Source organism: Martinezella paranaensis, from assembly GCF_014200235.1.
Taxonomy (GTDB): domain Bacteria; phylum Pseudomonadota; class Alphaproteobacteria; order Rhizobiales; family Rhizobiaceae; genus Rhizobium; species Rhizobium paranaense.
Genome location: NZ_JACHBI010000007.1, coordinates 334,435 through 360,810, shown reverse-complemented (window position 1 = coordinate 360,810; position 26,376 = coordinate 334,435). Strand labels below are relative to the sequence as shown.

Below are 26,376 nucleotides of genomic sequence, written 5' to 3'. Positions count from 1 at the left end.
GATAAAATCGTGCTCGTCATCCATCACTCCTCGTTTTGACACGAGGGGTCAGTTCTTCGGTTCGTTAGGGGGTCAGTTTTTCATTTCGCCCGACAAAAGGTGTGGCTATGGTGTGCGGGGGTTGGGTGGGTGACGTGTACTCAGGCTGTTTAATACCGATCACGAGACACGCACCTCGAACATACGGAACCCACACGGCAGCGCTGCCCCACCATAACGGCGGCATAAGCCCCTCACCTCGGGGAGGAGGAGACCAAAGGGGGGCGAGCGCTCTCGTACGGATTTCGATGAATATCTAGGTGTCAGGTAATTGTGCTAGGGCGTGGGTTATCGCTGGTGGAAGGGGCAATTGCTCCAGCTACACCAAAGGAACGTCGCGGCAGTGCAGCTAGGAGGGTATAAAATTCATGGTTGCCTTGATGTTGTAGAACAACCTAGTGCCGCATTGGTCATGCTAGGCGTCAACCTAACGTGCTAGGCGTCACCCTACATCCAACTGATGGTCACTGATCCACTGCCACGAAATATCCGCGATAGCTCCGTCTACGATGGTCAGCTCAGTTCCCGTTCGATCACGCGGGACACCTGTTTTGCCGTCCACTTGCCACCCCGGGATGTCGGAATGCTCATGCTGTCGAGTGTTGCAGCGATGGCGCTCAGGGTCTGGCCAGATGCTCTCAGCGGCCCGACAATCTTCATGACCTTGGTAGCCTCGGCGTCGGCCTTCTGCTGGATCGCCTCATTACGCTTCATTGTCTTGTCGCGGAGACCACCAAGGCGAACGCCGCGACCCTTGGCAGCCTTCAGTGCAGCTTTGGTCCTTTCCGAGATGAACGTCCGCTCCTGTTCGGCCAAGGCTGCGTAGATGTGGAGCTGGAACTTGTCGGCCTGGGGCATCTGAGCCACCCGCAGCTTCACGCGCTTATCATCCATCAGCGTGGCGATGAACGAAACCTTGCGGCTAAGCCTGTCGAGTTTGGCCACCAGCAGTTCAGCCCCGGTCCTGCGCACAAGCTCCAGGGCCTTGGTTAGCTCAGGTCTCCCGCTATCTGCCCCTGATTGCACGTCGCGGAACTCGCCTATGACCTTGAATGGGATGTCAGAGAACTTGTCGAGGAAGATGGCGATGTCTCGTTCCTGAGCTTCGAGACCAAGACCGCTGCGGCCTTGATCCTCGGTGCTAACGCGGGTGTAGATGACGTACTGTTGCATGTTCGGTCTCCGATGTTGGAGAGAGCATGTCAGAGCAATTGTCTAATGTCAACGTTCGTTGTGTTTGACAAATCCAATAACTTCATTGACCGACGCCGGACCTTGGCGGCTTTGTGGCGCTAACCTTGCGTATGGTCTGTATCCGCGACGGAAGCAGCTATCACTTGGAGTGGTAGCAGACCATGCGTCGGGTACAGCGTTGCCAAGGTAAGAAGGTGCTTACTCCTAATGGGCGAATAATTGTTTTGGAATTTCGCGTCGTATTTGTTATTGATCCAACATCAACCTGGGGGGATGATATGAAGACCGTTATTTCAGCAATTGGCTTTTTCGTGCTTGGTTTGTCTGTGGCATTTGCCGGCCAAGTCAATGGTTACTACCGCAACAACGGAACCTACGTGGCACCGCACTACCGGAGCAATCGAGACAGCACCGTCACGAACAACTATTCCTATGAGGGAAACACCAATCCCTACACGGGCCGCTCTGGCAACAGCTATTACCAGCATGATCTGACATCGCCGTATTTCAATGGCACACCATATTCCAACGGTCGCTACGGGCATTCCGGCTACTAATCGGCTGGCTGCCCGGTCTTGAATGCCCTTACGGTGGGTCCGTAGCGGCGAGCGGACTCATTCTGGGAGCCTCGCGGCCCAGAAATAACGAGCATAAGGATGCGGATTGTAAGTATTGGTAATTGCTCGGAGCTTGTGAATATCGACCCCAAGCGCCCTGATTGTTGCCAACAGGGCCAACGTCTCTATCGCAGCAGTGGAAATGACGACGCTCCGAAGATCGGTCTCAAGGGCGTCGTCTCCACCGTGCGCGGCCTTATCTCGTATCTTCTTTGCCCGCTTGCAGTCATCAAAAAAGGATTGTGAAAGAAATTCGTCGTCGACTAGGCGATTGATATCCTTAATTGCAAGTTCAATTCTGTCAATGAGAGGTATTCTTGCAAGGTCGTTGAGTACTTGGCTTAGCCTTGCCTCCTTCAGTCCAAGCGCTTTGAAGCTTTCTAATTTACGGCATTCTCTGGAAAATTGCTTGATACGGCTTTCTGGGATTATTTCATCAAATACATAGTCGGGAATTGCCTCGAACCAAGCCATTGCTCTCAACATGTTATTGCGGTCTACTTGGTTTCCGCCGCTCGTAAACTGTGAGGCCAACCAGTAAGCGATTGACCAAGACTCTCTTCGCCCAAGCCACTTCCTAATGGCGAAGAGGGTTGTTGAGCGTTCTTCTTTGTTCCAAATCTTGAAGATCGGCTCGTGGTGGCGCTCATCTCTTTCTTGAAGACCCGTTGCCGCAGCTTTGTATAGCTCGAAGTCGTCCGGGAAGGCCTCTTGTGAAACTGCGGTCCCTTCCCGGTGAGCCTTCAAGGCTATGCCCTTCAGCGCAAGGGGATGCCCGACAGATAGCTCAAAGAAGACCCGGATGTGGAAGGGGATTTGGAGGGCGCGATCAAGGGGGACCGGCTCGGCAAAATGGATGGCAATCCAAGTTGGATCATCACCAATTTGGTCCTGAGTCGCAACGCCAAGGACTCGTCGCTTCGAGAATGAAACTTCGAAATCTATCAGCGTGATCCGCGCTATCTCCAGGCGGCTTTCGTGCATCTTCTGAACGTACACCGCCGAGGCGTCATTCCCGTCGATTTCAAATTCTCGGTGATCATCGTAGGCTAGAGATGCGCGAGCATCGGGAAGGCAGAACTCGATTACTGAGATGGTATCGCTTTCCAACCAACCGCGCGATCCAACGACGAGGTAATTGGCGTTCACTTCGTCGCGGCCTACGGTCTTCGTCATCGTGCTGGATGTGCCGCTTTTGGTAATGTAGCAGCCAATCAGAGAAGCAATGCGCCCGGATGCAAGAACGATCTCAACGCGGTTCTCCCTTCCTCGAAATTTCCCCCTGGGGTCGAAAGAATGTAGCGTTGCCGTTATACAGCCCGCTGTTGCGACTAATTGCCCTGACCACCCGCTGCTCGGCTCGAAGCAGCATTCCTCGTACAAACGCTCAATCAATGTGTTACCCCAGTCTGGAAATTAGCGGCAGGCAGCTTAGTTCGGCTGCGGCCCAAGGCGCAATAGTGCGCTAAGGTTCGTCTGGTGACCGGTGAAAAAAGGGGGGCACGGGGGGCATTCCGCGTGGTCCGCTTTTATGATGCCACTTCAGATTTTTGCGGCCAAATATGCACCAAACGTGTTTCACTGAGTATTATGGCGCAGTCTGATAACGCTTTACGTGGTTGCTAGCGCAACCTTTTAGAGTTTTTTTGTTATCGGCTCGCGTTGCCCCTTGAATTTAGATCTGGCAATACCGATTAATACTGCATCCGATCACGATGGGCGACCTGGGGGGCCGGAGTTTTGCTTGAAGCTGTCAAGCCCGAAGGCAGCCAGCGCGATCATTGCGATGTCCATCTGGACCTCCATGTGAAGCTGGACGCTCAAGGCGCCTGAAGAGAATATCTTCAGACAGTCTATATAGTCCATAATCTCGATTATTCGTGCCTTAGGGTGTCACAGACCCGTCATCAACAGTCGGGGACGAGAGCATAACCGGAAGCACACGGTGCTCTTGTCCCCTCTCGCACAAAGGTTCGTCGTGAAACCATGGTCCCCCTCTATCCGACTATACCCGCATTTTGACGCACCGATTACGGCTACAGAAGCAGAGAAGTTCGCCAAATCCCCACAACGAGTTGCCACACACAAGTTCTTTCCTTTCCTCAAGTATGATGAAAGGTGGACTATGTTTGCGCCCAAGGGAGAGCGTGGCAAATCCAAAGACCGCCCCATTCGCTTTGCAGCAAGGCTGGATAGCTGCATATTCTCCTATTATCGATATCTGCTATCTGAGCCGTATGAGCAAAAATTGAAAGCGGAAGGCCTAGATCACTCGGTGATCGCATATAGGCATATTCCAAAGGCCCGCGGCGAAAGCGGTCAAAGTAACATTGATTTCGCACTCTCCGCGTTCAGAACGGTACAACGTCTCGGAAACTGCTGCGCTGTGGCGCTCGACATAAGCAGCTTCTTTGAGAACTTGGACCATGACCGGCTACGATCGGTTTGGGCCGACCTCGTCGGTCAATCGCGGCTGCCTTCCGATCATTACAAGGTGTTCGAGGCAATCACGCGCTACGCCTTTGTTGACGTTAAGACGGCCTATGAAAGATTGGGGTACTTCGGTGACAAGGAGGACCGGTATGGAAACGTGCGCAAAGGGTACCTTCGTTCGCGCCAAGATATCCCCATCCAGCTCTGCAATGGGAAGCAATTTCGTGAGAAGATTGCTGGAAACGGGTCTCTCCCGTCAATTATCGAGGTGAATAAGACCGGCAAGGGCGTTCCCCAAGGTGCCCCATTGTCCGATCTTCTTGCTAACGCCTACTTGCTCGAATTTGACAAGTTTATAAGGGATGTCTGCTCTGAACTCGGGGGGACCTATTTCCGGTACTCAGACGACATTTTGATTGTTGCGCCGATATCCGCGAGCCAGGCCATTGCTCTCGAAGAACGTGTTCGGAATGCCATATCCGTCTACGGAGCGGGTCTCCTTATCAAAGAGGAGAAGTCCGCGATCCATCAATTTAGTGTGACCGGCGCTCGACAACAGGTAAACGTTGTGAAAGCCACCGGCAAAAACGGGAAGCCCGCGCTGAACAAACCCTTTGAATATCTTGGGTTTCGCTATGATGGACAGAGCGCATTCATTCGGGACAAGACGATGAGCAATCTTCATCGGAAGATAGCATCCATCTGTCGAGCAACCGCTATTCGCCTTATCAAGCGATATCAGGGTAAATCCATGGATGAAATAATGGCGCTTGCTGACTTCGAGCAGCTTTATCAATCCTTTGGATCGGTCAAAGACTTTTATGAAAAATACCATGACTATCGCTCATGGACTTTTACCACCTATGCGAAAAGAGCGGTAAAAGAGATGGGTCAGCTAGGGGCTCCCATTACTAAGCAACTGCGCCGGCTGCGTCAGTCGATTGAAGAGCGGCTAAGGAAAGAGATTTGTCGCGTTAGGGCGTAACATTTCCTACGCACAATCGATCTTGGCATTGCGCCCGATGCGTCGCCTTTTGCGACGATCTCCACCCTCTCGCTGCTCCGGTCGGCTAATCTCTAAGTGGAAGCAGAGTAAGCCCCTGCGGCCTATTACTTGCTCTCCAGAGCCTTCACCTCATATCGCGGATATTTTGCCATAGCAGCCGCCTTGGCCTTGTTGGTAACGGTGCCGTATTTGTCGCCCTCATCCTTGCTGTCATGCCCGGTGATGTCGAAGCTGATATCTCGTGGTATTCCAACGTTGCGGGCTTCGGTCCTGAACCGGTGCCGCCAGCCGTGGTTAGGTTGCACTTCAGGGTCTTTGACAACTTCGCGAACGAAGTCCGTCACACGGTTCTTGGTGGTGCGCCATGCTGCTCGTTGCGCCTTCTCGGTGTCACCAAACACCTTCATAAAAAGGTAGCCCTCTTTGGCTTTGGACACGAATGCAGGAAATCCCATCTCTACAAGGTGTTCATGGAGCGGGACCTCCCTGAACTCGCCGTCCTTCACCGTACCCGCCTCAGGGGTAATTTTGATGATCCAGAGGTCATCTTCCTGACGAAGGTCCTGCTTCCGGAGCTGTGCCATCTCCCCTACGCGAGCGCCCGTGTAGGCACAGAGCCATGGTAGCCATCTCTTGGCATTGGATAGGTGTTCTGACGCCTTCCCTGTGCGCTTGTGATGAAATGCGTGGGACAGAATGGCGACCGCTTCATGATCGGAGAAGCCAGGATCACGGGCCCGCTTCTTCTTCACCTTCGCGACTTTTACGCCCTCGGCAGGATTATGGCTCACTTTCCGGTTGGCCATTCCCCAAGCGTATAGCTGTCGTATCCCCGGTAGGTCGCCGCCCGTGATCGTCTTGAGGCCGACGCCTTGCGAAAGTCTGTGATCTTTAAACGCTATGATGTCGTCTTCGGTTACGGCTCGGGCATCGTCATGACCCACAAACTCAGAAAGCAACCTCGCGGCCCTGGAATAGGCCTCGTACGTGCTAACCGTCCTGCCTGCCGCCTTGGCCTCGCGCCACCAGCCTTCAGCCAATCCAGTTATCGTCTGAGACCCTTGTCGGAGCGGCTTCGCGACCTTCACGTCCTTTGATAACTCCAACGGTGGGAAGCGCGTCACGATGATGTCAGGGCTGTAGTCGCCCCCCGCGTTCTGTGCAAGGCGAACCGAAGCCAGCGACAGCGACACACCAACTGCATCTATGAGAGCGGTACGGCTGTCATTGTCTATGGTGAGTCGATGTTTCGCCAAGGTCTGGTCCACGGTGGGGCCGAACCACTTCTCACGCGCATCATGGTCCCCTGACAGGGCCCTTGCGTGTAGCTGGATGATTTGCTTCCACGTTTCGGACGAACCGGGGTCATCCTCAAACGACGCGACAAGCGCATTGTACGCTTCCCCCGCAAGCGCTGCGATCTGCTTATGAGTTAATCGCTTCGGACCTTCTCGAAGTGATTTCCACACGCTCTCCAGATAGGCTAGCGCGACGGCCTGCCGCTCTTTGGCTTCCCTTGGGTCTCGCGTCCGCAGCGATCCTGTAATCTCGGCAGCCTTGTCACCTACCACGATATGGAGGACTTCATCACCAACCGGAATGGCCAGAGTTACGCCGCCAGCCTTACCGATGACATCTTTCGGAATACGTTTTCTGAACTGGATAAAGGTAGAGCCTTTGCGGCGCATTGGACTGGCCATTCTGATATGCACTGTGTGTCACCCGTGTGTAGCAGTGGGTGAGCGAAAGACTTAGCAATATCAGGAAGTTGAACGCAATCAACACGTTCTGAATGGAATGGTGCCCAGAAGAGGACTCGAACCTCCACACCCTTTCGGGTACCAGCACCTGAAGCTGGCGCGTCTACCAATTCCGCCATCTGGGCGACGGACACGCATGTAAGGGGGTGGCTCTCCGGTGTCAACAGGGTTTTTGAAGTTTTCGTGGCAATCTGAAAAAAAGCGGTTGATGCCCGGGTTAACCCCGGGCTGCCGCCCAGGCGCGGATGAGGCCAAGTCCCTGTTCCAGCAAGGCCTTTGCTTCGTTTTCGTCGGCCGCTTCGACATAGCAGCGCATCTCCGGCGCATTGCCGGAGGGGCGGAAATGGATGATTCGGCCATCGGTCAGCGTCACCCGCAGCCCGTCGATGTCGCTCTTTGATGCTACGCCGGCGACCGGCGCCAGGAAGGCGGCGAGATTGGCGTCGGAGGCGCGTAAGTGAGCCATCAGCGCCGCGCTGGTTTCGACCGGGAAATTCTCCAGCCGGTCGGCGGCGGCAAAGGGCAGGCGGTAGTTGGCGGCAACAGCAGACAGCGACTGTTTTGCGCGCGCGGCGGCGTAAAGCGTCGCGAGGATGGGCAGGAAGCTGTCGCGCGTCGGCAGGGCGCGTACCTGCTCGCCTTCGATGATGAAACGGCTTGCCGTCAGCGTGCCGCCATTGGCCTCGAAGCCCATGACATTGGCCTTGCCGGCCGCCAGCGCCTCATCCATGCCGGCGATGACATAGGGCGAGCCGACGCGGGTGCGGGTGACGGCGTAGGAGCCGGCGGCTTCGATACCGGAATTGGAGGTGACCGGCGTCACCACGACTTCGGCGCCGAGGAAATTCGCGGCGATGAGGCCGAGCAGATCGCCGCGCAGCGGCTCGCCGGTTTCATCGGAGACAAGGGGCCGGTCGCCATCACCATCGGCGGAGACAATCGCATCCAGCCCATGCTCCGGCGCCCAGCCCTTCAGCAGGCGGATGGTTTCCGCGGAAACCGCTTCGGTATCGACGGGAATGAAGCTTTCGGAGCGGCCGAGCGGCACGACGCGGGCGCCGTAGTGCGCGAGCACCAGGCCAAGCAGATCGCGCGCCACGGTGCTGTGCTGATAGACGCCGATGGTGAGACCGGCGAGGCTGTCGGCGGGCAGCAGGGCGATATTGCGTTCGAAGAACAGCGCTTCGGTCGCCGCGGTCCGGTCTTCGCCGACGCCGGGCGCCTCGTCAAGGTCGGCGTCGCCGATCGCTGCGGCTTCCGCGCTGATTGCCAGCTCGTCCTGCTTGTCGATCTCGCCGTCGGGGCGGTAGAATTTGATGCCGTTGCGGTCGGCCGGAATATGCGAGCCGGTGATCATCAGCGAGGCCGCCTTGAGCTCCAGCCCGTAAAGCGCCAGCGCCGGGGTCGGCAGCGTGCCGCAATCGACCGGCGTGAGGCCGGCACGCTTCAGCGCGCCGATGCAGGTGGCTGAGATCGCCGGGCTGGACTCGCGAAAATCGCGGCCGACCAGGATGAGATCGCCGGGCTGCGCGTGGCCGCTCTTCAAGAGATGGCGGGCATAGGCCGTGGCATAGAGGGCAGACGCGCGTCCCATGAGATCAACGGACAAGCCGCGAAGGCCACTGGTTCCAAATTTCAAGCTGCTCACGTGCAATCTCCTCGGAAAGGTTGCGCCTCTTATGGAACAAGCGAGGAAAAGGATCAACCGATCGGTCGCGGCCGATATCTGCCATCGGGACCCTGGTTTTGCCTCAGGCGAAGGCCCAAATATAGAACGAGCCGCGGGAAAAGGTGTTGGGTCGCCACGACCTGAAACAGGAGTCCGTCATGACCGTTTTCGGCAAAATCGCGTTCGGCTGCGCTGTCAGCCTCGTTTTGCTGTCGCCGCCAGATCTCGCCAATGCGGCCTCGAACAGCCCGAAGATGGGCCTTCCACCCCCGAGGGTTGGGCCTACGGTTTGCGACAGTCGCGGCTGCTTCGGCTTTGGCTCGCAGCAATGGTATCGCCCGCCGGGCTATCCCATTCCCTATACGCCGCGCAGCCTCGATAGGAATCGCTTTGACAATCCTCGGGTCTATAACCCGCCGCGCTACAATTATGTCCCGCCGAAAACCGACTATGAGGCGCCGGTCAACAATCGCACCCGGCATCAGATATGGTGCGCCGAACGCTATCGGACCTACAATCCCGGCACCAATCTCTACACCACCCTTCACCATGGGTTCCAGACCTGCCGCTCTCCCTACAATTGAATGGGAGGGCCTCTGGCGCCGTTTTTGCCGCGGAGCACATCTATTCGCCTTGTCTATATGAGCAAGCGAAAATAAATCGCTTGCTTTTCTCGCGACTTGGGCGGTCCCTATGATGTCGCCGCTTCCACAAGGTCGCGCGCGAAGCAAGGAGCCCAAAATGGCAAAGGGTCAATTGAGAAGTAGTCGCGAAGCGCGAAAACCCAAGAAGGGCAAGATCGTCGCTGTAAAGCAGCAGCCGGGCTCTCTGGTCAGGCAGGCTACCAGCACGGTCAGCCTTGGCAGGAAAGATAAGTGACGGAGCGAAGGCGCGCCGGCGGGCCGCCTTCTCACATGTCAGCCGGTGCAATGTCGGCCGGCGCGCCAGGGAGGTGCGCCGGAGAGCGCTGTGGTCAGCTTTCCAGCGACCCACGGTCCGTATGGCCGAGATCGCGGTCGGGATCGATGATATCGCGCACCCGCTGCTTCAGCTCCTTTGGACCGGGGAAGCCGCCGTCGCGCTTGCGCTCCCACAGCAGCTCGCCGTCGATACGGATTTCGAAATTGCCGCCGGTGCCGGGGATCAGCGCCACTTCGCCCACGCTGTCGCTGAAGGTTTGCAGCAGCTCCTGCGCCATCCAGCCGGCGCGCAGCAGCCAGTTGCATTGCGTACAATAGAGAATGGTGATGCGCGGCTTGTCGGTCATCGCTGGGATTCCTTGTTGTTTGCTGACATTTAGGCTCAACTTTATTCGGCCGCAAGCCGGGCTCTTGCGTCGTCGTTCCGCCCATGCTCATCTTTGCCCGAATTATTTTCGGGGTTCATGAGAATGCAGGTCGCAATCGTCGAAAACATGAAAAAAACGCCGCTCGGCGCCCTCGGCATCGCGCTGGAGGAGGCGGGAGCGGAGATCGAATGGTTCCGCGCATGGGACGGCGAGGGGCTTCCGGAGGATCTAACGGTGTTTGATGCGCTGGTCGTGCTCGGCGGCGAGCAGAATGCCCGCGACGACGAGACTCACCCCTATCTGCCGGAGCTGGCAAGGCTCATGCGCCGGTTCGAAGAGGCCGACAAGGCCGTGCTCGGCATCTGCCTTGGCAGTCAGCTTCTGGCGCGCGCCTATGAGGCCGAAAACCTCATCGGCGCAGCCCAGGAATTCGGCTGGAAAACGGTCGGCGTCACCGAAGAAGGCAAGGCCGATCCGCTTCTATCCGAACTCGGCGACGATTTCACCATCTTCCAATGGCATTCGGACACGTTTTCGCTGCCGGCCGGCGCCGTGCGCCTCGCCACCAATGCGGTGACCGGGAACCAGGCCTTCCGCATCGGCCGCGCAACCTACGGCACGCAGTTCCATTTCGAGGCCAATACCGCCGTCGTCGAAGGCTGGCGGACGGAGTTCAAGACATCGATCGAGCGCAATGAGCCCGGCTGGCTGGAGCGCTATGCCGAGATTGCCGCACAGCATGCGCCGGCGGCTGAGATCGCCGGGCTGGCGATCGCCCGGGCCTGGGTGAGGACGATTGGTGCTGAGGCGAAGCTGCAGGCGGCGTCTTAGAGCAATTCCAGGAAAAGTGCGTAGCGGTTTTCCGTCCGGAATTGCGTGAAAACAAAGAGATAGAGCGGTTCAATCGGCTAGCGCATCTATTGCGGCTCTCCATTGCCGGAAGCGATCTGTGCCGCCCCGCCTACGGCGTTGCGGAATGCGTCATCGAAGCTGACGCCGCGGATTCGCCAGTGATGGATTTTTCCATTTTCCATCATCGACCAATCGGCGACCCAGCCGAGATCCTTGTCGCTCCAGACGAGCGAACCCGCCAGGGCGACATCGCCGCCGATGGTTTTGGCCAAGGCATCGAGTTCTTGCTGTGCCGTCCCCGCCAAACCGGTTGTGGCGATACCCCGGCTGACCAGCATTGCCTTGTTGGGCACAATGATTGCCATGGCAAGCGGTCTGGCGGCCGCTTCGAAAGCGTCGATCATATAAGGGCTTTCGTCACCGTCGCGGGTCAGCACGAAAGTGCGTCGCGCATCGCGTACGACCAGGAAAATCGCGAGTTTCGGGCGCGGTGACAGCCATGGCTTGTGCCCGAGCGTAGACAGCAATTGATCGATGGTATCGGGCATGTAGATGCAAGTGAGGTCCTGCGGCCGGTCGTGGGTGCCTTGCTCGTCATGGATCGGCGTACCTTCCAGGCGATCGCGATAGCTGTAGGTCGCGACGAAGGAGCCGGCGTGCGGCAGCATCGCTTGAAAGGCATTCTCCGTCGTCACACGCTGATCGCCGCTGACCCTGATAAGTACCCGCCCCAGGCAATCCTTGAAGCCGAGTTCGCGATTGACGGCGCCAGTGCCGGTAACGATTGCCTGCGCTTGGTAAAGCCGGCTGTGATCATCGGCGTGAGCGACGGCTGCCTCGTTGATGACTGCGAGAGCGAAGGCGATGGCAATCGATCGTGGTTTCAACATCGGGACATCTCCGAACGCTGCCATGGTGTCGTGAAAACAAGCGGCAGGCAATGTCAGATTATGACGGCCGAGCGACGTTGACGATGGCTTTGACAACGGCGTCAAGGCCACTAGATTTCATAGAAACCGGAGGAGGCGAGATCATGACCCAGCCAGAATTACCCTGGGAAGGCGGATGCCGTTGCGGGCAGATACGAATCAAGGTCAGCGCCAAGCCACTATTGACCATGGCCTGTCACTGCACTGGCTGCCAGCACATGTCATCCAGCGCCTATTCGCTGAGCGTCGCGATCCCGAGCGAAGGTTTCGAAGTCACGCATGGCGAACCTGTTATCGGCGGGATGCACGACGAAAACCTCAAGCATTATTTCTGCCCCTATTGCATGAGCTGGATGTTCACCCGCCTGGAAGGATTCGACTGGTTCGTGAACCTGCGCCCGACCATGCTCGACGATCCCCGCTGGTTCACGCCTTTCGTCGAGACCTGGACAAGAGAAAAATTGCCCTGGGTGACGACCCCTGCGGTTCACAGCTATGCCGCGCTGCCCGAGATGAATGAGTATGAGGGGCTGATCAAGGAGTATGGCGCGGGAAACTGAGAGATCAGAAGCCCTGGAAAAGAAAGTCGGTCGCGGCGGTAATCTGATCGCCGTGCGAACTCAGATCGGTGATCAACTCCCCGATCTCGGTGCGCGGTATTGCCGCCATCAGTTGGGTCGCCATGATGTAAGGCTTGCCAGCGATAGTGAATTGCGGATTGAGCCTTGCCATTGGTGTCGACACATCTTCTGCGCGAAGCAGAGGCGCCATCATCCGTGTGCTCAGCCTCTCCAACAAGTCAGACTGAAGATCCAGCGCGAGAGCTCGACTTTGCTTGAGGCCATAGACATGGAACCTTGCCATCAGAACTGCCGATACTTTCCAAACGGCAGACCATGTTTTTCAACATAGGCATTGGCTTGTTCGATTGCCTTAGCATTTTCCAGAAGCCATAGGCGCTCGCGCTCAGCCTTGATGGCGCGCGCTATGCCATCTTCGGCCGCACGCGAGATATTGATTTTCAATTCGCGGGCATCTGCGATAAGGCTCTCGTCCAGAGACAAGTTTGCGGCTTTGCGCGTCGTTTGAGCCATGGGCGTTCCTCAAATTATGCGCAAACTATATGCGCATAATTCTTTATTGAGAAGCCCTCACTCGTCGCCCATCTTCAGCGCAGCGATAAACGCTTCCTGCGGGATTTCGACCTTGCCGAACTGCCGCATGCGCTTCTTGCCTTCCTTCTGCTTGTCGAGCAGCTTGCGCTTGCGGGTGGCGTCGCCGCCGTAGCACTTGGCGGTCACGTCCTTGCGCAGTGCCTTCACTGTCTCGCGGGCGATGATGCGCCCGCCGATGGCGGCCTGGATCGGGATCTGGAACATGTGCTGCGGGATCAGGTCCTTCAGCTTCTCGCACATGACGCGGCCGCGCTTTTCGGCGGCGGAGCGGTGCACGAGCATCGAGAGCGCGTCCACCGGCTCGGCATTGACGAGGATCGACATCTTGACGAGATCGCTCTCGCGGTAGTCGGTCAGGCTGTAGTCGAAGGAGGCATAGCCCTTGGAGATCGACTTCAGGCGATCGTAGAAGTCGAAGACGACTTCGTTGAGCGGCAGGTCGTAGGTGATCATGGCGCGGTTGCCGACATAAGTCAGCTCGGTCTGAATACCGCGGCGGTCCTGGCAGAGCTTCAGGATCGAACCGAGATAATCGTCCGGCGTCAGGATCGTCGCCTTGATCCACGGTTCGCGGAATTCGGAAATCTTGACGACGTCGGGCATGTCGGCCGGATTGTGCAGCTCGATCTCGGTGCCGTCGGTCATGGTGAGCTGATAGACGACGGAAGGCGCCGTCGCGATCAGGTCGAGATTGAATTCGCGTTCCAGGCGTTCCTGGATGATTTCCAAATGCAGCAGGCCGAGGAAGCCGCAGCGGAAGCCGAAGCCGAGAGCGGCCGAGGATTCCATTTCAAAGGAGAAGCTGGCGTCGTTGAGGCGCAGCTTGCCCATGGCCGAGCGCAGGTCTTCGAATTCGGCGGCATCGACCGGGAAGAGGCCGCAGAACACGACAGGCTGCGCCGGCTTGAAGCCCGGCAGCGGCTCGGCGGTCGGGCGCTTGTCCTCGGTAATGGTGTCGCCGACACGGGTGTCGGCCACTTCCTTGATCGAGGCGGTGATAAAGCCGATCTCGCCGGGGCCGAGGCTGTCGACGGCCACCATCTTCGGCGTGAGAACGCCGACACGCTCGATCTGATACTTCGCGTCCGTGCCCATCATGCGGATGGTCTGGCCCTTGGTCAGCGTGCCGTCGATGATGCGCACGAGAACCATGACGCCGAGATAGGTGTCGTACCAGCTATCGACCAGCAGCGCCTTCAGTGGCGCCTTTTCGCCGCCCGCGCTCTTCGGCGCCGGCAGCTTGTGCACGATGGCTTCGAGAACGTCGGGAATGCCGAGGCCGGTCTTGGCCGAGATCAGCACGGCGTCGGAGGCGTCGATGCCGATCACTTCCTCGATCTGTTCCTTGATGCGGTCAGGTTCGGCCGCCGGCAGGTCGATCTTGTTGAGGACGGTGACGAGTTCGTGGTTGTTGTCGATCGCCTGATAGACGTTGGCAAGCGTCTGCGCCTCGACACCCTGCGACGCATCGACCACCAGCAGCGAGCCTTCGCAGGCCGACAGCGAGCGCGAGACTTCATAGGCGAAGTCGACGTGTCCGGGCGTGTCGATCAGATTGAGGATGTAGGTTTCGCCGTTGTTCGCCTTGTAGTGCAGGCGCACGGTCTGGGCCTTGATGGTGATGCCGCGCTCGCGCTCGATCTCCATATTGTCCAGCACCTGCTCCGACATCTCGCGTTCGGCAAGGCCGCCCGTCGTCTGAATCAGGCGGTCGGCCAGCGTCGATTTGCCGTGGTCGATATGGGCCACGATCGAGAAGTTGCGGATATGCGAAAGCGGAGTGGTGGAATTGGTGCTCATGCGCGCCATATAGCAGCGCCGCCCCGCGCCGCAAAGCGGAAAAGCAGGGTTTTGTTAGGGATATCCGCATGCCCAAGAGCATTTGGGGGTGCTGCCGCGATCGGGGGCCTTACCCGGCTTGATTCCATCATTTGATCGTGTATTTCTTCTATGATAGAATTTTGGTGAAGATGATGGAACATGATCTCGAAAGCGCCATTGGCGCACGCATCAAAGAGTTGCGGATTGCCCGCGGCCTGACCCTGGATGAGCTGGCGACCGCTTCGGCCGTCAGCCGTGCAATGATCTCGCGCATCGAGCGGGCAGAGGCGAGCCCGACGGCTTCCTTGCTCGCTCGGCTCTGCGCGGCACTCGGCCTGTCGCTTTCCGCCTTCTTCGCCGAGGAGGAAAAGGACGTGTCGCCGCTCGCCCGCCGCAACGATCAGCCGGTCTGGCGTGATCCGGAAACCGGCTATGTCCGCCGGGCTGTCTCCCCGGCTGGCACGCAATCGCCCGTGGATCTCGTCGAGGTCAGCTTTCCCGCCGGCGCCCGCGTCAGCTTTCCACCCAATGCCGCGAGCCGCGGGATGAGCCAGCATGTCTGGCTGTTCGAAGGCGAAATGGAAATGACGGTCGGCGAGACCGTGCATCGCCTCATGCCCGGCGACTGCCTGTTCATGGGCATCGGCGACGGCCACGTTTTTTATAATCCGGGCGACAAGCCGGCGCGTTACTGCGTCGTCCTCGATCGGCCCCGGTCATAATCGAGGATATTTTCATGCCCGATATTCATCTTCTTTCCGCCTCCGAAGCCCGCGCCGTCTCCGCCGATCTCTGCGAGGTGCTTGCCGATTGCGTCAATGGCGGCGCTTCCGTCGGTTTCATGCAGCCCTATAGACCCGATGATGCTTCACCCTATTGGCGTGATGTGGCCGACAGCGTCGAGGCGGGTGCGACGCTTCTGCTCGTTGCGGTCATCGAGGGCAAGATCGTCGGCACCGTCCAGGTCGGCGCCGCGCAGATGCCGAACCAGCCACATCGCGGCGACCTGAAGAAATTGCTGGTGCATCGCCGCGCCCGCGGCAAGGGCCTTGCCCGGCTGTTGATGGAAGCGGCCGAGCGCGAGGCGGTAAGGTTTGGGAAGACCTTGCTGGTGCTCGACACGGCAACCGGCAGCGATGCCGAAGCTATCTATCCGCGCCTCGGCTGGCAGCGTGTCGGCGTCATCCCCGATTATGCAATGTGGCCCGAGGGCGGGCTCTGCGACACGACTATCTTCTACAAGCGCATCGCGGCTTGAGCGCGATCGGCATTGTCACTGTGAAAATACCGCAAGGGCGTCTTCCAGCCTCGATCCTGGCGCCCAATGCATTGCCTTCCAGCCGAATTGCCGCGCGGCTTCTATGTTGGCGGGGTAGTCGTCGATGAAGGCGATCTCGTCCGGCGCAATGCCGACGCGCTCGGTCGCCAGGCGAAAGAATTCGGGCGCGGGCTTCTGGTATCCCAGCATGGCGGAATAGAAGATGCCGTCGAAATAGGAGGAAAGTTCGAGCGTTTCCATCAGATAGGCGGCGCGGCGATGCTCCTGGTTGGTCGCCAGATACATCGGAATGCCCTTTGCCCTGAGCGCGGCGAGATCGGCGAGCAGGGTCCGGTTCAGGCCGGAATCGTTCGCGAACCAATAGTCGATCAGCGTTGCGGCGCTGAGCCCGGGTGCGATTTTCTCCAGAACGCTGGCAAGCCGCGGTTCGAGATCATCGCGGCCGGTAACGACATCGCTCCAATGGGTTTTGAAGAATTCTTCCTGAAGCACATCGAGCCGCAGCCCGAGATCGCGTTCCAGATAGGTGCAGTAATGCAGGCCATCGTCGGGTCGGCCATGCACCAGCACGCCATCGACATCCACCATCAGAACTTTCATGCGGCGCGAATCTCCCAGTTGACTGAAAGGCCTGCGGAAGGTGGCGTTGTTTTTCCGGACGATCAAGAGTGCGGGCGGTTCTTTTTTCCGTCCTTCAACCCGTGTAAGCCTATGCACCAAAGAAGAAACTTAGCCGGCGACAGGAGGCTGCCATGCGCGTCATCTATTCGGAAGACCACAAGCTGAGGGACGCCAAAACCGAGCTGCATGATGGCCAGCTCGTGACGCCTTTCGAAGCGCCGTTTCGCGCCGAATGGATTCTGGCGGCGGTGAAGGAGGCGGGTTTCACCGATGTCGTTCCACCCGAGACGCATGGGCTGGAAACTGCGCGCAAGGTACATGGTCCGGCCTATCTCGATTTCCTGGGAACAGTATGGGAGCGCTGGGTCGCGGCCGGTTACAAGGGTGAGGCGATCGCCAATTCCTTTCCGGTGCGGCGCACCAGCCAGCGCGTGCCGGAAAACATCGTCGGCATGATCGGCCATTATGCCAACGCCGCCGATACCTCGATCACCAAGGGTTCCTATGAGGCGGCCGTGGCATCGATGCGCTGCGCATTGACGGGCGCCGATTGGCTCCATGCCGGCAATCGCCTTGCCTTCGCGCTCTGCCGCCCGCCTGGCCATCACGCTGGCTTCGATCTCTTCGGCGGCTATTGCTTCATCAACAATGCCGCCGTCGCCGCGCAGCGGCTGCGCGACCACGGCGCGAAGAAAGTGGCCGTGCTCGACGTCGATTTCCATCATGGCAACGGCACGCAGGATATCTTCTATCGGCGCGGCGATGTCTTCACCGCGTCGCTGCACGGCGACCCCATCCATGCCTTCCCCTATTTTCTCGGTCATGCCGACGAGGAGGGCGAAGGCGAAGGGCTGGGGACGAACCGCAATTACCCCATGCCGCGCGGCACGACCTGGGAACAATGGTCGGCAGCGCTTGCCGATGCTCTCAGCGGCATCAAGGATTTCGGTGCAGAGGCGATCGTGCTTTCGCTTGGCGTCGATACGTTCGAGCGCGATCCAATTTCCTTCTTCAAGCTGACTTCGGAGGATTTCATTCGCATGGGCAAGCTCGTTGCCAGTGCCGGCCTGCCGGTTTTGACCTGCATGGAAGGTGGCTACGGCGTGCCGGAAATCGGCCTGAACGTCGCCAATGTGCTGAAGGGCCTGGAAGCCTGAAAAGGTCTTGCATCAAAGCGCCTGATCGCAGGATGAAAAGTTTGAATTTGCCAGCATACGGCGAGACCTCTAAAAAGTCCGCGTGATGGGAGAGGTCATGGATCAGACGCTTATCGAAAGTGGTACGGATGGCGGCGCGGCGCTGATGCCGCATCCGGATGTTGCGCCATCCTCCGGCGGCATTGCTGCCGGAGTGCTCATGTGCGTGATGTCCATGTGCAGCATCCAGTTCGGCTCGGCCTTGTCGTCTCCGATCATCAACGCCTACGGACCGGTCGGCGCGACGTGGCTGCGGCTCGTCTTCGCGTCAGCCGCATTGGCGATCATCGTCCGGCCGAAGATCATGAGCTACAGCCGCTCGCAATGGATCAGCGTGCTGGCACTTGGCACCGTATCGGCGTTGATGACGGCTTCCTTCTTTTCGGCGATTGCGCGCATTCCGTTGGGTCTTGCCGTCGCCATAGATTTTCTCGGGCCTCTGCTCGTCGCGACCCTCGGCTTCGGGCTGAGCCGTCAGCTTCTTTGGCCTGTCTTCGCCGGCATCGGCGTTCTGCTATTGGCCTATGACGGCGAAGAATGGATCGGCAATCTGCCGGGCATCCTCTTTGCCTGTGGTGCGGGGGTGGGCTGGGCCTGCTACATCCTGTTGACGAAGAAGGTCGGCAAAGCCTTCAAGGGCCTCGAAGGGCTTTCCATGTCGCTGCTGGTGGCGGCGGTCGTTTCGACACCCTTCGGCTTTGCTTCCGCCGCCCCTCATCTGACGGCCTCTGGCCTCTTTGAAATAGCCGGTCTGGCGCTGCTCGTTCCGCTTCTCCCCTATGTGCTGGAAATGGTCGCGCTGCGGCGCATGCCGACCTCATCCTTCGGCATCCTCATGAGTCTCGAGCCCGCCATCGCTGCCGTTGCCGGCTTCGTTATCCTGTTGCAACCGATGACAGCATCGCAAATGTTCGGCACGGCGCTCGTCGTCACCGCCAGCATCGGGGCAACGATTTTCGCCACCAAAAGGTGAGCGCAAGGCGCATCGCGATCTCTTGGCTTCGCTCCTTGAGGCTTATACTTGCGCGACCCTCTATCGCTCCTACTCCCACGGTTGTATAATTCTCCGGGGAAAGCGTCGTGGGGTTTTGAACTCGTTATCAAGGGAGGATACCTTGCCTAGATCATCGTTGTTCCTGTCATTAGCGCTGGCTGTCGGCCTGTCCGTCACATCAATAGCCGTGCCGACCGTCGCAAGCGCACAGACGCACGTCTCCATCAGCGTCGGCACCAATCTCAATAGAGGCAGAGGGATTAGCTGCAGCCAAGGCGAGAGGCTGCTCCGCAACCGCGGTTTTAGGGACATCAGGCGGATCGACTGCCGTGGTCGTATCTTCGTTTATCGTGCCTGGAGGGGCGGTAACCGGTTCGAGGTTAGCGTACGGCAACGCGATGGCCGCGTTGTGGATATGCACCGCATCAATAGACGGCGATAGTGCCAAGAAGGTGAGCTTGCCCGGTTTTGGCGCAGAGCTGGCGCGGACGCCACCACGATGGTTGGTGGCGTCTGCCATCGAATTCCACACTCTCGTGGGGTGCGCGTTAAACCGTCTTCTTCGCGGGATCGTCGAGCGCCGGATTATAGAAGAGCGATAGCGTCAGGCTCTTGGCGATGCGTTCGGCCGTGGCCATGAACCAGGCCCTGGCTTCGTCCGAGGGTGCTATGTCGGCAAGTGTTTCGGAAAACAGCGCCAGCCATTCCGGAAAGAGATCGGCCGCCATGCCTTCGACGCCGAGATGAGCTTGCACCGGCTTGCCGCCATAGGCGCCGTTCTTGAAAGCGACGGACGACCAGAAGCGTTTCATCTTCTCCATATGGTCCGGCCAGCGGCCGGCAAGACGCCCGTCAAAAACCGGGCCGAGCCTGGGATGCGCCTGAACGCGGCCGTAGAAGGTTTCGACAAGTCGGTCGATGAAGGCGGCATCGATGCCGATGCGCTGCATCTCGGCTTCGGCCCTCTCACGAATGCCAGCCATATGAGCGGCGCGGCCCTGTATGTCACTGTCCATGTGATGCTCCTGCCGCCGCGCAGACTTGGCGCAGATACGGCGTTGTCGATCCCTTATCTAAGCATTTTCATGGCGCAACCAAGGTGTCATGCCGCCGTTGCGGCAATCTGTCAAAGTGGCGGTTGGTTCAGCCCTGTCTGAAAAGCACATCGCGGCTTTGGGGATCGTGCCTTAGTGCTTGACCCGTATGATCGGCCACTTTAGATTAGAATAATTCTAAAGATGGAGATTCTTAATGTTGCTCGGGTTTTTCCGCTCGCCCAAACGTTCCTTTGCCTCTTTGACCGAACAGGAAATTCTCGCCATTGCCATCGCCTCGGAAGAAGACGATGCGCGCATCTATCTCGCCTATGCCGACATTCTGAGAGCCAATTATCCTGACTCCGCCAAGGTGTTCGAGGACATGGCCGAAGTCGAAGACACCCATCGCAAGACGCTGATCGACATGCACCGCAAGCGTTTCGGCGAGCGCATCCCGCTGATCCGGCGCGAACATGTCAGCGGTTTCTACGAACGCAAGCCGGACTGGCTGCGCAAGAACCTGTCGCTCGAATCCATCCGTGCCGAAGCCGAGGGCATGGAGCAGCAGGCCTACAATTTTTATGTCGAGGCCGGCAAGCGGGTTGCCGATGCCTCGACACGCCAGCTTCTCGGCGATCTGGCCTTGGCGGAACAAGGGCATGAAGACATTGCCCGTATGCTCGGCGACAAGCACACGCCGCAATCGGTGAAGGAAGAAGAAGACGCTGATGCCCGCCGCAAATTCGTGCTGACCTATGTGCAGCCGGGCCTTGCCGGCCTGATGGACGGCTCCGTCTCGACGCTTGCGCCGATCTTCGCCGCCGCCTTTGCGACCCAGCAGACATGGCAAACCTTCCTCGTCGGTCTCTCGGCTTCCGTCGGTGCCGGCATTTCCATGGGTTTCACCGAAGCCGCCCATGACGACGGCAAGATTTCCGGGCGCGGCTCGCCGATCAAGCGCGGTTTTGCCTGCGGCGTCATGACGGCGCTCGGCGGATTGGGTCACGCGCTTCCCTATCTCATTCCGGATTTCTGGACGGCCACCATCACCGCCGCCATCGTTGTCTTCTTCGAGCTTTGGGCGATCGCCTTCATTCAGAACAAATATATGGAGACGCCGTTCCTCCGCGCCGCCTTCCAAGTCGTCGTCGGCGGTTCCCTGGTGCTTGCCGCAGGTATACTGATCGGAAATGGGTAAGATGCGAGGGTAAGGACAAACCCACCATCACGAAATGTTAAAATTCGGAACGCCCCTGGGTGCCACCGGTTAGCCCCACGAGGCCGCTCTTGGCCTCGTTTGGAAACCCAAGGAGATAATCCAATGGCAAACCAAGGTGGAACCCACGATCAGCACGTCAAGGCTGGCCAGCAGAGCCATAAGAACATGAATGACAAGGCCCGTAGCGCTTCGTCTTCCGATTCACGCGAGCAGCAATCGAGCGGTATGCGTGATGGCAACCATGAGCAGCATGTCAAGGCCGGTCAGCAAAGCCGCAAGAATCACTAGTCAATGACGATTCAATTTGTCCATGCCTGAAGGGTAGGGACCGTTCTAATCATTTCCGGAAAAACAGAAGGCCGGCAGGTCTGCCGGCCTTCTGTATGAATTCTGCTTTTGGGCTGCTTACTTGACTGCACCGACCAGAACGTCGTTGCCGTTTTCGATGGTGACCCAGCGGCCGGCATTGTAGCTCGCCTGGCGCTTCAGATAGGAATAGGGGGTCTGGTACCAGACCTTCACCTCGTCATCGAGATTGTCGAGAATGAAGTCGCCCTGGTCGGTACGCAATGTCAGCACGGCATGGCCCTCGCCATCGGGCTTGCGCACGACCGTCATCAGAAGATTGGCGGCGGAAATGCCCTTCTGCATCAGAAGCCTGCGCTTCAGAAGCGCGAAATCTTCGCAATCGCCAGCCGTCTTCGGATATTCCCAATATTCTTCCTGGCCGTAGACTTCCATGTCGGTGGCGGGCGTGATGGTCTTGTTGACGCGCAGGTTGATCTGATTGACCAGCGCCCAGGTGGAGGCGTTCATATCGACCGGGCCGGCATTGCGTGTCGGGCCGCATTCGTCGGTATGGCGCTCGCAAAATTCGTAGTGCCCAATCGGCTGCGACGTGACGCCGCCGATGGTCATCGAAGCGGTGTTCTGGGGGGCCGGCATGGCCGACGACGACATCGCAACTATAGCTGCGAAGGCTACGAATACGCCCTTAATACGCACGCCCACTTTTCCTTGTATCGTCCCTGCATTTGTTAACAAATTGTTAATGTAAGGGGGCGCGCCAAGTCAATCGTTACTTAAGTGTTAACAGCGGAACCAGCCTTTATGGTTAATTTCAGCACAATCAAGAGGCTAGCTGCCATAATTCAATGCCTCTTTTGATTAGCGGACGCACACGAATTCTACCCCGCGGGCGGGGCCATCCGCAGGTTCTCTCAAAGGCTATCTATATGTTTTTATGGATGATTGTGGAGCGCCAGCGTCTCGGCGGCGGTCAATATGCGCTCGATATCCTGTGGCCGGGACAGCCGATGATCGCCATCGCGCACAAGTGTTAACACGACGTCGTCCGCCGGCAAATGTTCGACCAATTTTAACGAATGCGCAAAAGGCACATCCTCATCCTGCATGCCCTGCAGGATATGAACCGGGCAGCCAGTTTCGATGATGCCGGTCAAGACGCGGTTGGCGCGGCCATCCTCGATGAGTGCGCGGGTAAAGATATTCGGCTCGGGACTATATTCCGAAGGCTCCTCGAAATAGCCGCGTTCGGCAAGCGATCTCCGTTCGATGTCGGAAAGGTTCGGCTCGATGAGGTCGATGGTGAAGTCCGGGGCGGGAGCAATCAGCACAAGGCCCTGGATAATCGGCGCCTTCTTGCGCTTGCGCAGTTCCTGGATGAGCCTCAGCGCGATCCAGCCGCCCATGGACGAGCCGACGAGGACGACGTGCTTCGGCTTGGCGTAGTCGATGACGGCAAGCGCCTCTTCCAGCCAACGCGAGATTGTTCCTTCGGTGAAGACGCCGCCGGATTGGCCGTGGCCCGAATAATCGAACCGGATGCAGCCGTGGCCCAGCCGTTCGGCCAGAGCGTCGAGCTCCAGCGCCTTGGTACCGCTCATGTCGGAACGATAGCCGGAGAGCCACATAAACGTCGCGCCTTTTGCACCCTTCCTGGCGGCGCGCAATTGCACGGCAATCTGCCGTTGATCGCCGACGCTGCCCACGGAAACAAAGGTCGGTTCAAGATTGGCTAAGGCTTCGGACATCGGAAACTCCCGGAATTTTGTGCTCTATAAAGCAGATTCGCGCGCGGGTAACCGCAAAAATCCTTCCCGTTTCTGAAGAAGGCTTATGCGTTATTTTGCGAAGTTGCTGTGTCCTTTGCGCATCTTGCGGCTGCGCAGCACAGTTATGGTACGCGGGAGGTGATTTTTTCCTGGCGGCATGCTATTGACTTCGCCACAGCTTTTACGACATTTCCGTCAGTTGCGCCGACGGGAGCGAGAGGCTGCAGCAAATCCGAAACAATTCGTGGAGAGTACGACCATTCGCAGACCCTTTAAAGCCGACGCGCCCGTAAAGGACGGGCCGCGTTCCAACAGGGAAATTCGCATTCCCAAAGTTCAGCTCATCACGGCTGACGGCCAGAATATGGGCATCGTCCCGACCGACCAGGCGTTGAGAATGGCAGAGGAGGCCGGTCTCGATCTGGTAGAGATTTCCCCCAATGCTGAACCGCCTGTGTGCAAGATCCTCGATCTGGGCAAGCTGAAATATGCCAATCAGAAGAAGGCCGCCGAGGCGCGCAAGAAGCAGAAGATCGTCGAAGTCAAAGAAATCAAGATGCGTCCCAACATCGACACCCATGACTATGAGGTGAAGATGAAGGCGATCGGCCGTTTCTTCGAAGAAGGCGACAAGGTGAAGGTGACCTTGAAGTTCCGCGGCCGTGAAATGGCCCACCAGGAACTCGGCATGAAGCTTCTCCAGCAGGTCAAGGAAGATACGCTCGAGATCGCCAAGGTAGAGGCCGAGCCCAAGCTCGAAGGCCGCCAGATGATGATGGTGCTTGCGCCGAAGTGAGGCGCGAGTGAGGTAGAGGCCGGAGCCGTCCGATTGGGCGGCTTTTTCCTTTTGTGGTGCCAGGTTGACGCCTGTCATCGATCTGCAAAAGAATCCCCGCCGTGCCCGTTGCACTTATGGGCGACTGCGGTTATAAGCGCGCGTCCGAACTGACCGGCAGGGCATGCCGTGGCAGTTCAGAATGCTGGCGGAGCGGTTCGTCACCGGATCCGCCGTTCAACAACAAACGCTCCGGCACCTTGTTGCAGCCCGGCCTGGCCGGATCTGTGGGAAGGGCTTTTAGCAAAGCGCGCCAGGAAGCATCGAAGGAGTAGCAAAATGCCCAAGATGAAGACGAAGTCGTCTGCCAAGAAGCGGTTCAAGATCACCGCGTCCGGCAAGGTCAAGGCAGCCGCTGCTGGCAAGCGCCACGGCATGATCAAGCGTACCAACAAGTTCATTCGCGACGCCCGCGGCACCATGGTTCTCGCAGAACCGGATGGCCGTAAGGTTGTCAAGAACTACTTGCCGAACGGTCTCTAAGACTATTCGTAACGCTATAGACTATAGGAGATCATGAAATGGCACGCGTAAAAAGAGGCGTTACCGCCCACGCCAAGCACAAGAAGGTTCTGAAGCAGGCCAAGGGCTTCTACGGCCGCCGCAAGAACACCATCCGTACCGCCAAGGCCGCTGTCGACCGTTCCAAGCAGTACGCTTACCGCGACCGCAAGGTTAACAAGCGCAATTTCCGCGCTCTCTGGATCCAGCGCATCAACGCTGCCGTCCGCGAATTCGGCCTGACCTATGGCCGCTTCATCGACGGTCTGAACAAGGCTGGCATCGAAGTCGACCGCAAGGTTCTCTCCGACATGGCGATCCATGAGCCGGAAGCTTTCGGCGCGCTCGTTGTCGCCTCCAAGAAGGCCCTGGAGTACCTCAAGGACGCCGGCACGAAGAACGAATTCGAAGCTGTTGTAAGCTAACACCGCTTCGCACGTAGTTCGTGTATTCATTGCAAACCCGCGCCGGTAAAACCGGTGCGGGTTTTGTGTTTGCAGCAGGCGCGATCGGCTTATGTGGCCTGGTCAAAGCGTGCGCCGCCGGAGGCGGCGGCCGAACTTCGGCACATGAGCCGCTTTCTTGGCGGGTTTTTGTCATTTGCCCGGTTGATTGGCCGCGTGCACATGGGTAGTGATCTGCAGCGCTTCATCGTTGCCACCAGCTATCTGATGTATGTGTTCACCAATTATTCTGCGGAATAGCGGCGCGGTGAGCCCGCCCTCCGCAAGGCAGGACAAGATGACGGAACTCGATACTCTTGAAACCCAACTCATGGCCGACGTGGCCGCTGCCACGGACGAGCAGGCGATCGAAGCCGTCAGGGTGTCCGCTCTCGGCAAGAAGGGCTCGGTTTCAGAACTGTTGAAGACGCTAGGCAGCATGTCGCCGGAAGAGCGGCAGACGCGGGGCGCGGCAATCAATGCGCTGAAGAATTCGGTGACCGACGCCATCAACGCCCGCAAGGGCGCGCTGCGCGATGCCGCGATTGATGCCAAGCTGAAGGCGGAGACGCTGGACGTCAGCCTGCCGGTGCGTTCTTCGCCGGCCGAACGCGGCCGCATCCATCCGATCAGCCAGATCGTTGACGAAATCACGGCCATCTTCGGCGACATGGGCTTCTCGATTGCCGAAGGTCCTGATGTCGAGACCGACTATTATAACTTCACGGCGCTGAACTTCCCGGAAGGGCACCCCGCCCGCGAGATGCACGACACCTTCTTCTTCCAGCCGGACGAGAATGGTGAGCGCAAGGTGCTACGCACGCACACCTCGCCGGTGCAGGTTCGCACCATGGAAGCGCAGAAGCCGCCGATCCGCATCATCATTCCCGGCAAGACCTATCGCCAGGATAGTGACGCCACGCACTCGCCGATGTTCCACCAAGTCGAAGGCCTTGTCATCGACAAGACGGCGAATGTCGCCAATATCCGTTGGGTGCTGGAAGAATTCTGCAAGACCTTCTTCGAGGTCGACAATGTGACGATGCGGTTCCGCCCATCCTTCTTCCCGTTCACGGAACCGTCCTTCGAGGTCGATATCCAGTGCGACCGCTCCGGTCCAATCGTCAAGTTCGGCGAAGGCACCGACTGGATGGAAATCCTCGGCTGCGGCATGGTGCATCCGAACGTGCTGCGCTACGGCGGCCTCGATCCGGACGAATATCAGGGCTTTGCCTGGGGCATGGGCCTCGACCGCATCGCCATGCTGAAATACGGCATGCCCGACCTGCGCGACTTCTTCAACGCCGACGTCCGCTGGATGAACCACTATGGCTTCCGCCCACTCGACATGCCGACACTGTTCGGCGGTTTGAGCGTGTAAGGAAGGGATAAA

General features: G+C 58.3%; 31 protein-coding genes and 1 tRNA gene. 17 read left to right on the top strand and 15 right to left on the bottom strand.

What is annotated here, in order from left to right; all coding sequences use genetic code 11:
* Positions 1–552: 552 nt before the first annotated feature.
* A complete protein-coding gene (locus GGD50_RS19415; RefSeq protein WP_183938662.1) occupies positions 553–1,212 on the bottom strand; it encodes a recombinase family protein in 660 nt (219 codons plus the stop codon).
* A gap of 299 nt (positions 1,213–1,511) precedes the next feature.
* Here GGD50_RS19415 and GGD50_RS19410 point away from each other — a divergent pair, with 299 nt between their 5' ends.
* Positions 1,512–1,790, top strand: a complete 279-nt coding sequence (locus GGD50_RS19410) for a hypothetical protein (RefSeq protein ID WP_183938661.1) — start codon at positions 1,512–1,514, stop codon at positions 1,788–1,790.
* A 57-nt stretch (positions 1,791–1,847) separates the two neighbouring features.
* Here GGD50_RS19410 and GGD50_RS19405 read toward each other — a convergent pair whose 3' ends face one another.
* The gene (locus GGD50_RS19405; RefSeq protein WP_281397197.1) at positions 1,848–3,233 is read right to left on the bottom strand and encodes an ApeA N-terminal domain 1-containing protein; all 1,386 of its coding nucleotides are present in this window, start codon (positions 3,231–3,233) and stop codon (positions 1,848–1,850) included.
* A 742-nt stretch (positions 3,234–3,975) separates the two neighbouring features.
* Here GGD50_RS19405 and GGD50_RS19400 point away from each other — a divergent pair.
* Entirely contained in the window at positions 3,976–5,268 is a 1,293-nt protein-coding gene (locus GGD50_RS19400) for a reverse transcriptase domain-containing protein (RefSeq protein ID WP_245407403.1), read from the top strand.
* Between the two features lie 125 nt (positions 5,269–5,393).
* Here the strand turns inward: GGD50_RS19400 and GGD50_RS19395 are convergent, their stop codons facing one another.
* The 3 genes from GGD50_RS19395 to GGD50_RS19385 form a co-directional block, all read right to left on the bottom strand.
* The gene (locus GGD50_RS19395; RefSeq protein WP_181315987.1) at positions 5,394–6,977 is read right to left on the bottom strand and encodes a tyrosine-type recombinase/integrase; all 1,584 of its coding nucleotides are present in this window, start codon (positions 6,975–6,977) and stop codon (positions 5,394–5,396) included.
* Between the two features lie 110 nt (positions 6,978–7,087).
* Positions 7,088–7,174: transfer RNA gene (locus tag GGD50_RS19390), tRNA-Leu, on the bottom strand.
* 92 nt (positions 7,175–7,266) lie between these two features.
* Positions 7,267–8,688, bottom strand: a complete 1,422-nt coding sequence (locus GGD50_RS19385; protein WP_181315997.1) for a phosphomannomutase — start codon at positions 8,686–8,688, stop codon at positions 7,267–7,269.
* Positions 8,689–8,876: 188 nt separating this feature from the next.
* Between GGD50_RS19385 and GGD50_RS19380 the strand changes: the two genes are divergently transcribed.
* Both GGD50_RS19380 and GGD50_RS19375 read left to right on the top strand, forming a co-directional pair.
* Positions 8,877–9,302: a BA14K family protein gene (locus tag GGD50_RS19380; RefSeq protein ID WP_107107019.1), complete on the top strand. Its 426-nt coding sequence runs from the start codon at positions 8,877–8,879 to the stop codon at positions 9,300–9,302.
* A gap of 157 nt (positions 9,303–9,459) precedes the next feature.
* On the top strand, positions 9,460–9,597 hold the full coding sequence (locus tag GGD50_RS19375; protein ID WP_183938659.1) for a hypothetical protein: 138 nt from the start codon (positions 9,460–9,462) through the stop codon (positions 9,595–9,597).
* 94 nt (positions 9,598–9,691) lie between these two features.
* Here the strand turns inward: GGD50_RS19375 and GGD50_RS19370 are convergent, their stop codons facing one another.
* Entirely contained in the window at positions 9,692–9,985 is a 294-nt protein-coding gene (locus GGD50_RS19370) for an Rdx family protein (protein WP_028750867.1), read from the bottom strand.
* Positions 9,986–10,108: 123 nt separating this feature from the next.
* On the opposite strand from GGD50_RS19370, the gene GGD50_RS19365 reads away from it, so the two are divergent.
* A complete protein-coding gene (locus GGD50_RS19365) occupies positions 10,109–10,837 on the top strand; it encodes a type 1 glutamine amidotransferase (RefSeq protein WP_107106669.1) in 729 nt (242 codons plus the stop codon).
* Between the two features lie 86 nt (positions 10,838–10,923).
* Here the strand turns inward: GGD50_RS19365 and GGD50_RS19360 are convergent, their stop codons facing one another.
* Entirely contained in the window at positions 10,924–11,748 is an 825-nt protein-coding gene (locus GGD50_RS19360; RefSeq protein WP_181315988.1) for a DUF2066 domain-containing protein, read from the bottom strand.
* Positions 11,749–11,891: 143 nt separating this feature from the next.
* Between GGD50_RS19360 and GGD50_RS19355 the strand changes: the two genes are divergently transcribed.
* A complete protein-coding gene (locus tag GGD50_RS19355) occupies positions 11,892–12,347 on the top strand; it encodes a GFA family protein (RefSeq protein WP_107106671.1) in 456 nt (151 codons plus the stop codon).
* 4 nt (positions 12,348–12,351) lie between these two features.
* Here the strand turns inward: GGD50_RS19355 and GGD50_RS19350 are convergent, their stop codons facing one another.
* Genes GGD50_RS19350 through lepA form a run of 3 tightly spaced genes read right to left on the bottom strand, consistent with a single transcriptional unit; the run spans position 12,352 to position 14,771 of the window.
* Entirely contained in the window at positions 12,352–12,651 is a 300-nt protein-coding gene (locus tag GGD50_RS19350; RefSeq protein WP_107106672.1) for a CcdB family protein, read from the bottom strand.
* Positions 12,651–12,881, bottom strand: a complete 231-nt coding sequence (locus GGD50_RS19345) for a type II toxin-antitoxin system CcdA family antitoxin (RefSeq protein ID WP_107106673.1) — start codon at positions 12,879–12,881, stop codon at positions 12,651–12,653. The genes GGD50_RS19350 and GGD50_RS19345 overlap by 1 nt, the downstream gene beginning before the upstream one ends.
* Before the next feature lie 57 nt (positions 12,882–12,938).
* Positions 12,939–14,771 carry a translation elongation factor 4 gene (gene lepA, locus GGD50_RS19340; RefSeq protein ID WP_107106674.1) on the bottom strand — a complete coding sequence of 611 codons (1,833 nt, stop codon included), beginning with the start codon at positions 14,769–14,771 and terminating at the stop codon, positions 12,939–12,941.
* Between the two features lie 164 nt (positions 14,772–14,935).
* On the opposite strand from lepA, the gene GGD50_RS19335 reads away from it, so the two are divergent.
* Together GGD50_RS19335 and GGD50_RS19330 are read left to right on the top strand one after the other, a co-directional pair.
* Entirely contained in the window at positions 14,936–15,505 is a 570-nt protein-coding gene (locus GGD50_RS19335; RefSeq protein ID WP_107107020.1) for a helix-turn-helix domain-containing protein, read from the top strand.
* A gap of 14 nt (positions 15,506–15,519) precedes the next feature.
* Complete coding sequence (locus tag GGD50_RS19330) at positions 15,520–16,041, top strand: GNAT family N-acetyltransferase (protein ID WP_107106675.1); 522 nt, start codon at positions 15,520–15,522, stop codon at positions 16,039–16,041.
* Between the two features lie 15 nt (positions 16,042–16,056).
* On the opposite strand, the gene GGD50_RS19325 is transcribed toward GGD50_RS19330, so the two are convergent.
* Complete coding sequence (locus GGD50_RS19325; RefSeq protein ID WP_107106676.1) at positions 16,057–16,662, bottom strand: HAD-IA family hydrolase; 606 nt, start codon at positions 16,660–16,662, stop codon at positions 16,057–16,059.
* 152 nt (positions 16,663–16,814) lie between these two features.
* Between GGD50_RS19325 and GGD50_RS19320 the strand changes: the two genes are divergently transcribed.
* Both GGD50_RS19320 and GGD50_RS19315 read left to right on the top strand, forming a co-directional pair.
* A complete protein-coding gene (locus GGD50_RS19320; RefSeq protein WP_107106677.1) occupies positions 16,815–17,840 on the top strand; it encodes a histone deacetylase family protein in 1,026 nt (341 codons plus the stop codon).
* Between the two features lie 97 nt (positions 17,841–17,937).
* On the top strand, positions 17,938–18,852 hold the full coding sequence (locus GGD50_RS19315) for an EamA family transporter (RefSeq protein WP_107106678.1): 915 nt from the start codon (positions 17,938–17,940) through the stop codon (positions 18,850–18,852).
* A 199-nt stretch (positions 18,853–19,051) separates the two neighbouring features.
* On the opposite strand, the gene GGD50_RS19310 is transcribed toward GGD50_RS19315, so the two are convergent.
* Entirely contained in the window at positions 19,052–19,393 is a 342-nt protein-coding gene (locus GGD50_RS19310; RefSeq protein WP_181315989.1) for a hypothetical protein, read from the bottom strand.
* 28 nt (positions 19,394–19,421) lie between these two features.
* A complete protein-coding gene (locus GGD50_RS19305) occupies positions 19,422–19,889 on the bottom strand; it encodes a group III truncated hemoglobin (RefSeq protein WP_107106679.1) in 468 nt (155 codons plus the stop codon).
* A gap of 235 nt (positions 19,890–20,124) precedes the next feature.
* Between GGD50_RS19305 and mbfA the strand changes: the two genes are divergently transcribed.
* Positions 20,125–21,108 carry an iron exporter MbfA gene (gene mbfA, locus GGD50_RS19300; protein ID WP_107106680.1) on the top strand — a complete coding sequence of 328 codons (984 nt, stop codon included), beginning with the start codon at positions 20,125–20,127 and terminating at the stop codon, positions 21,106–21,108.
* Between the two features lie 123 nt (positions 21,109–21,231).
* A complete protein-coding gene (locus GGD50_RS19295) occupies positions 21,232–21,417 on the top strand; it encodes a hypothetical protein (protein WP_107106681.1) in 186 nt (61 codons plus the stop codon).
* Between the two features lie 117 nt (positions 21,418–21,534).
* Here the strand turns inward: GGD50_RS19295 and GGD50_RS19290 are convergent, their stop codons facing one another.
* Together GGD50_RS19290 and GGD50_RS19285 are read right to left on the bottom strand one after the other, a co-directional pair.
* Complete coding sequence (locus GGD50_RS19290) at positions 21,535–22,134, bottom strand: transglutaminase-like cysteine peptidase (RefSeq protein ID WP_107106682.1); 600 nt, start codon at positions 22,132–22,134, stop codon at positions 21,535–21,537.
* Positions 22,135–22,370: 236 nt separating this feature from the next.
* Positions 22,371–23,183 (bottom strand): alpha/beta hydrolase, encoded by an 813-nt coding sequence (locus tag GGD50_RS19285; protein WP_107106683.1) that lies wholly within the window; start codon positions 23,181–23,183, stop codon positions 22,371–22,373.
* A 280-nt stretch (positions 23,184–23,463) separates the two neighbouring features.
* Here GGD50_RS19285 and infC point away from each other — a divergent pair, with 280 nt between their 5' ends.
* The 5 genes from infC (at position 23,464) to pheS (ending at position 26,364) form a co-directional block, all read left to right on the top strand.
* Entirely contained in the window at positions 23,464–24,000 is a 537-nt protein-coding gene (gene infC, locus GGD50_RS19280; protein ID WP_181315998.1) for a translation initiation factor IF-3, read from the top strand.
* A gap of 318 nt (positions 24,001–24,318) precedes the next feature.
* The gene (gene rpmI / locus GGD50_RS19275) at positions 24,319–24,522 is read left to right on the top strand and encodes a 50S ribosomal protein L35 (protein WP_028750884.1); all 204 of its coding nucleotides are present in this window, start codon (positions 24,319–24,321) and stop codon (positions 24,520–24,522) included.
* Positions 24,523–24,560: 38 nt separating this feature from the next.
* Positions 24,561–24,965 (top strand): 50S ribosomal protein L20, encoded by a 405-nt coding sequence (gene rplT, locus GGD50_RS19270; protein ID WP_107106685.1) that lies wholly within the window; start codon positions 24,561–24,563, stop codon positions 24,963–24,965.
* A gap of 69 nt (positions 24,966–25,034) precedes the next feature.
* Positions 25,035–25,244 (top strand): hypothetical protein, encoded by a 210-nt coding sequence (locus tag GGD50_RS19265; protein ID WP_107106686.1) that lies wholly within the window; start codon positions 25,035–25,037, stop codon positions 25,242–25,244.
* A gap of 37 nt (positions 25,245–25,281) precedes the next feature.
* Positions 25,282–26,364, top strand: coding sequence for a phenylalanine--tRNA ligase subunit alpha (gene pheS / locus GGD50_RS19260; RefSeq protein ID WP_107106687.1), 1,083 nt, complete (start codon positions 25,282–25,284; stop codon positions 26,362–26,364).
* The last annotated feature ends 12 nt before the right edge of the window (positions 26,365–26,376 follow it).

What these genes read in the sequence shown, in the direction of transcription:
- rpmI (WP_028750884.1), top strand. Translation starts at nt 24,319, where the DNA reads ATGCCCAAGATGAAGACGAAGTCGTCTGCCAAGAAGCGGTTCAAGATC.
- rplT (WP_107106685.1), top strand. Translation starts at nt 24,561, where the DNA reads ATGGCACGCGTAAAAAGAGGCGTTACCGCCCACGCCAAGCACAAGAAG.
- GGD50_RS19350 (WP_107106672.1), bottom strand. Translation starts at nt 12,651, where the DNA reads ATGGCAAGGTTCCATGTCTATGGCCTCAAGCAAAGTCGAGCTCTCGCG.
- GGD50_RS19325 (WP_107106676.1), bottom strand. Translation starts at nt 16,662, where the DNA reads ATGAAAGTTCTGATGGTGGATGTCGATGGCGTGCTGGTGCATGGCCGA.
- GGD50_RS19305 (WP_107106679.1), bottom strand. Translation starts at nt 19,889, where the DNA reads ATGGACAGTGACATACAGGGCCGCGCCGCTCATATGGCTGGCATTCGT.
- GGD50_RS19370 (WP_028750867.1), bottom strand. Translation starts at nt 9,985, where the DNA reads ATGACCGACAAGCCGCGCATCACCATTCTCTATTGTACGCAATGCAAC.
- lepA (WP_107106674.1), bottom strand. Translation starts at nt 14,771, where the DNA reads ATGGCGCGCATGAGCACCAATTCCACCACTCCGCTTTCGCATATCCGC.
- GGD50_RS19345 (WP_107106673.1), bottom strand. Translation starts at nt 12,881, where the DNA reads ATGGCTCAAACGACGCGCAAAGCCGCAAACTTGTCTCTGGACGAGAGC.
- GGD50_RS19395 (WP_181315987.1), bottom strand. Translation starts at nt 6,977, where the DNA reads ATGCGCCGCAAAGGCTCTACCTTTATCCAGTTCAGAAAACGTATTCCG.
- GGD50_RS19295 (WP_107106681.1), top strand. Translation starts at nt 21,232, where the DNA reads ATGGCAAACCAAGGTGGAACCCACGATCAGCACGTCAAGGCTGGCCAG.
- pheS (WP_107106687.1), top strand. Translation starts at nt 25,282, where the DNA reads ATGACGGAACTCGATACTCTTGAAACCCAACTCATGGCCGACGTGGCC.
- GGD50_RS19330 (WP_107106675.1), top strand. Translation starts at nt 15,520, where the DNA reads ATGCCCGATATTCATCTTCTTTCCGCCTCCGAAGCCCGCGCCGTCTCC.
- GGD50_RS19365 (WP_107106669.1), top strand. Translation starts at nt 10,109, where the DNA reads ATGCAGGTCGCAATCGTCGAAAACATGAAAAAAACGCCGCTCGGCGCC.
- GGD50_RS19335 (WP_107107020.1), top strand. Translation starts at nt 14,936, where the DNA reads ATGGAACATGATCTCGAAAGCGCCATTGGCGCACGCATCAAAGAGTTG.
- GGD50_RS19320 (WP_107106677.1), top strand. Translation starts at nt 16,815, where the DNA reads ATGCGCGTCATCTATTCGGAAGACCACAAGCTGAGGGACGCCAAAACC.
- GGD50_RS19410 (WP_183938661.1), top strand. Translation starts at nt 1,512, where the DNA reads ATGAAGACCGTTATTTCAGCAATTGGCTTTTTCGTGCTTGGTTTGTCT.
- GGD50_RS19400 (WP_245407403.1), top strand. Translation starts at nt 3,976, where the DNA reads ATGTTTGCGCCCAAGGGAGAGCGTGGCAAATCCAAAGACCGCCCCATT.
- GGD50_RS19415 (WP_183938662.1), bottom strand. Translation starts at nt 1,212, where the DNA reads ATGCAACAGTACGTCATCTACACCCGCGTTAGCACCGAGGATCAAGGC.
- GGD50_RS19380 (WP_107107019.1), top strand. Translation starts at nt 8,877, where the DNA reads ATGACCGTTTTCGGCAAAATCGCGTTCGGCTGCGCTGTCAGCCTCGTT.
- GGD50_RS19285 (WP_107106683.1), bottom strand. Translation starts at nt 23,183, where the DNA reads ATGTCCGAAGCCTTAGCCAATCTTGAACCGACCTTTGTTTCCGTGGGC.
- GGD50_RS19315 (WP_107106678.1), top strand. Translation starts at nt 17,938, where the DNA reads ATGGATCAGACGCTTATCGAAAGTGGTACGGATGGCGGCGCGGCGCTG.
- GGD50_RS19310 (WP_181315989.1), bottom strand. Translation starts at nt 19,393, where the DNA reads ATGGCAGACGCCACCAACCATCGTGGTGGCGTCCGCGCCAGCTCTGCG.
- mbfA (WP_107106680.1), top strand. Translation starts at nt 20,125, where the DNA reads ATGTTGCTCGGGTTTTTCCGCTCGCCCAAACGTTCCTTTGCCTCTTTG.
- GGD50_RS19355 (WP_107106671.1), top strand. Translation starts at nt 11,892, where the DNA reads ATGACCCAGCCAGAATTACCCTGGGAAGGCGGATGCCGTTGCGGGCAG.
- GGD50_RS19375 (WP_183938659.1), top strand. Translation starts at nt 9,460, where the DNA reads ATGGCAAAGGGTCAATTGAGAAGTAGTCGCGAAGCGCGAAAACCCAAG.
- GGD50_RS19360 (WP_181315988.1), bottom strand. Translation starts at nt 11,748, where the DNA reads ATGTTGAAACCACGATCGATTGCCATCGCCTTCGCTCTCGCAGTCATC.